The following is a 4226-nucleotide window of genomic DNA, read 5'->3' as shown; positions in this document are numbered from 1 at the left end:
CAGTTGGCGCGGGTCAGGGCACCGGCGACGGTGATGGTCTTGCCCTTCTTGACCGGCTCCGGGGAGGCGTTGACGGTCAGACGGGCGGCGCGCTGAATGCGGATGTCCGACTTGAGGTTCTTCAGCTTGACCTGCGTGTCGTCGTTGTCGGTGACGGCCGCGTAGACGTTCCAGCGGACACCCGCGCCCGCGTTGCGGAGCCGCGCCGGGTCCGCGGTGACGTTGACCGTGCAGGTGCTGGTGGTGGCGTCCACCTCGTCGCAGGTGGGGTTGTACTCCTCCGGGGTCGCCGGAGTGATGAGCTCGCTCCCGGCCGCGGCGTCGAGGTCGTCGCCGAACCAGAGGAAGCCGCTGGAGACCTTGATGCCGGACGGGGCGGTGGCGGTGATGGCGAGCGTGAACTTCTTCTTGGCGGTGGTGCCGATCGCGACGTCCTTGCCACCGTTGACGGTGACCTTCGTGACCTCGATGTCACCCGCGGCGGCACGCGGCGCGCCCACGACCTCGGTGACGTCGGCGACGGACGCCGACAGCTTCGGGGCGGCCGGCTCCTCACCCGCGTGGGCGGCCGGAACAGCGAGGGCGGACAGAGCCAGAGTGCCGGACAGTGCGGCCACGGTGGCACGGATGCGCATGTGTTTCCCCAGGTGGAGAGTGATCTAGGAGTCTGTTGACTCGGCAGATCAGACCCACAACCTTGGCCATAGGTTGTACGCGCAGTGAGGTGAACCAGCCCGTCCGGCGCTTGAGGACGAGCTGGCCGGAGGCCGCGATCAACGGTGCCGGAATGTGCCGGTCAGTCGAACCAGCGGGCCCGCGCCAGCTCAGACGTCCGCGTCGGATCTTCCAGCAGCGCCGCCACCTCGAACCGCCGGGGCCACTGCCGTGCCGCCCAGGCGAGCCCCGCGGCCACGCCCTCCAGGGTGGCCGCGTGCACCACCCCGTCGGGGGTGCGCCGCCACTCCAGGTCGACGCCGTCGACGACCAGTTCCTCGTACTCCCAGTACGTCGCCGGGGTCCCGGAACCGAGCAGCACCCGCACGGACTCCGGCACCTCGTGCTCGACCCCGTCCCCGGGGCCCCCGGTATCGACTTCCGCCGGCACCCGCTCGCTCAGGCGCCGCACCTGGAACAGCTCGGCCAGGTCCCCCGCCCGGGACGGCGCGACGGGCAGCAGCGGCACCCCGGACGCGAACGGCAGCAGATCCGGCGCGTCGGCGACGACCGCGTCCGCCGCGTCGACGACCACGACCTCGCCGCCGGAGCCTTCGGAACCTCCGGAGCCTTCGGAACCGCCCATGACCGCCCGCACGTCGTCCGGCAGCGTCACCTGCTCCGGGTCGAGGTCCGCGAGCGCCCCGTACAGCGCGTGCAGCTGCGCCGCGGAAACGGTCCGCTCGGGGTCCGCGAGCCGGTCGAGCAGCTCGGCCGCGCCGCCCGGCTCGGCGAGGAGCGAGCCGACCGACGTACGCACACCGAGCGCCCGAAGCACCTGCTCGTCCTCGAAGCCGCCCGCGTCGGCGTCGTCGTACAGACCATCGAGGAGCGCGTCCCCGCCCGCGGCCCGCAGCCCGGCCGGGCGCCGCCCGCCGAGCACCGGGTGCCCGCGCAGCCACCACGCGGTGTAGGAGCGCACGCTCTCCGTCGTGCCGTCCGGCAGCAGCACCCGCACGGGCTGCGTGAGCGCGTCCCGCAGCGGCGGCCGCGCCAGCATGGCGAGGGCCTCCGGCCAGCACTCCTCGTCGACGAGATCGAGATCGCGTACGGCGACGACCTCCGTGGCGACCGGCGGCACCGGTGTCTCCGGCAGCCGGTCGAGGACGTCCTCGCACCACACGTCGACGGCGTCGAGCAGCCCCGCGTCGTCGGGCTCGGCGAAGTCCGTGTCGCGCGGCTCCAGTTCGTCCGGGTCGAGGACGACGTCCGTGGCCCGGACGAGGGCGAAGGTGGCGAGCACCCCGCACGCGGCGAGCGGCTGCTCGCCCCACCGGCCCGCCAACTCGGCGTCCACACCGGCCAGTTCGCCCTCCCGCATGACCCGGGCGAACGGGCTGCCGGGCAGCACCAGCTCACCGGCGGGCGCGAGCTCGCCGTCCTCGTCGGGCAGCGCGAGCGCGCCGAGCCACGGTTCGTCGCCGGGCGCGAGCTCCGCTTCGCGTACGAGGGTGAGGACCAGGTCGGCCAGCTCCTCGGCGTCCAGGGCCCCCTCGCCGTCGACGCCGTCGTACCAGCTGTCGTCGTCCAGCGAGGCGGCCACCGCGGCCCGCACCTGCGGGGTCGTCAGGACCGCGCGGGGCGTGGCGGGCAGGGCGCCCAGCTTCTCCAGGAGCGGGTGCGCGGCCTCGGCGTGCGCGACCTTCAGGCCGAGCCGGGCGAGGGCGGCGGGGGCGGCCGCGCCGGTGCCTTCGCCGGGGGCGGGCAGCAGGACTTGGCGCGGGCCGATGGTCGTACGCCCGTTGGCGAGCGGCACGGGCAGGCCCGAGAGCCGGTCGGGGTCGACGCCCGCGAGGGTGTCGTACAGCCGCCGCCACCAGCCCGGTTCGCGCTCCAGACCCGCGAGCCGGTCGATCGCCTCGGTCAGCGGGACCCGGGCGACGCCGAGCGTGCGCAGCTCGCCGCGCCGCTCCAGGCCCGCGGGCAGCAGGCTCGGCAGCACCTCGGCGAGCACGCGCACGGTGTCCGCGCCCGCGCCCTCGACGACCTCCGCGTCACGCGGCCGCAGGGCCTCGGGCGTCTCGGCGTCCTCGGACCACTCGTCCGGTGCGGCCTCCCGTGGGGCCGGAGGTGCGGCCGGGGGCAGGAACTCGGTACGAGGGAGACGGTCCAGGACGGCCTGGCGCAGCGCGCCGTCCAGCTCGCTCTTGCCGAGCGGTCCCGGTACGAGCCCGATGACGCCCTCGGTCACCGGGCGCCAGGCGGCGAGGAGTTCGGCGTACGCGTCCGCCGCGCGCTCGACCAGGAAGTCCGTGAGCGGCCCCGGGGCGGCGTGCCGGCGGGTGGTGTCCAGCGGGAAGGAGGCGATGAGCAGGGCGGGCACGCCGAGGGGCTCGTCGCTGGGGGTGGGCGCGTGCACGACCGCGCTGGTGCGGGGCCGCTCCGGGGCGCCGTCGGGGCCCGCGGGCACGGCCCAGGTCAGATGCCAGTACGGGCGCTGCCGCTCCTCGACGGGCCGGCCCGCGAGCAGCTCGGGCGCCAGGGTGCCCTGGTGGCTGACGGTGCGCCAGCGCGTCGTACCGTCGCGGCTGTCCTCGACGACGGTGTACGGTCCCTCGGCCGCGCGGCGCAGGGTGCGGCGGGTGCCGTCCGGGGTGCTGACGGTGACCTCGGCGAGGCCGGGCAGGGCGAGCAGCAGCGCGTCGTCGATGCCGTCGAGGAGGCGGGCCACCAGGTCCTCGGCGGCGGCGTCGCGCAGCGGCAGGATGACGACGGTGTCGTAGCCGTCCGGAGCGGTGCCCTCCGCGGGCAGCGGGAGGCGCAGCAGGGGTACGTGGCCCTCGCGGCGGCGGATCTCGTCGCCGAGGCCCGGGCTGAACCTGGCTGTCTCGGCGGCCAGCTCGCGGGCCTCCGCCAGCGACCAGCGGACGCCGCCGGTGCGGCCGACGACGGCGGGTTCGTCGGAGACGGCGAGGACGGCGGCGAAGCCTACGCCGAAGCGGCCGGTCGTCCGCCTTGCGGCGGGGTCCTCCTGGGTGCCGGGGCCGTCCGTGCCCGTGCCCCTGCCCCGCTTCGCGGAGGCCCGCAGGGTGGAGAGGGATTCCGCGCCCGTCGCGTCCAGGGGGGCGCCGGTGTTCGCCGCGGCCAGGACGCCGTCCTGCAGGGTGAGGGCGAGGCGGCCCGGTACGCCCGCTCGGGCCGCCGCGTCGGAGGCGTTCTGGGCGAGTTCGACGACCAGGCGGTCGCGGTAGCCGCCGAGTGCCAGGTCCTCCTCGGCGTTGGCGTCCTCCCGGAAGCGGGCCGGGCTCGCCGCCCATGCCTCCAGGACTGAGCGGCGCAGGCGGGCGGTGCCGAACGGGTCGGTGCCCTCGTCGGCCGGCCGCACGGACTTGCTCACTGTGTCGCTCTCCCTCTGCCCTGCCTCGCGGCGCTGGTGGGTCCGGCTGCGCCGCCTTGCGGGGCGGGTGGGCCGGTCGGGGCGACGGTATCGCGTCCCGCGGGGGGTGCGGTTTCCGGTGCGGGCCGGTGGGGGGTTTCGCCTGCGCTGCGCGCGGCGTGCGTCCCACCCGCCC

2 protein-coding genes are annotated in these 4226 nt (G+C 75.8%); both read right to left on the bottom strand.

Features of this window, described 5'->3' with window-relative positions; all coding sequences use genetic code 11:
* Positions 1-635, bottom strand: a 635-nt coding sequence (locus tag STRAU_RS31570; RefSeq protein ID WP_037663206.1) for a hypothetical protein, incomplete at its 3' end; no start/stop codon positions are given.
* Positions 636-796: 161 nt separating this feature from the next.
* A complete protein-coding gene (locus STRAU_RS31565; protein ID WP_016644477.1) occupies positions 797-4051 on the bottom strand; it encodes a sacsin N-terminal ATP-binding-like domain-containing protein in 3255 nt (1084 codons plus the stop codon).
* Positions 4052-4226 lie beyond the last annotated feature (175 nt).

Origin of the sequence: Streptomyces aurantiacus JA 4570, assembly GCF_000414115.1 — a bacterium.
Classification (GTDB): Bacteria; Actinomycetota; Actinomycetes; order Streptomycetales; family Streptomycetaceae; genus Streptomyces; species Streptomyces aurantiacus_A.
This window is presented reverse-complemented; position numbering and strand designations above follow the sequence as displayed.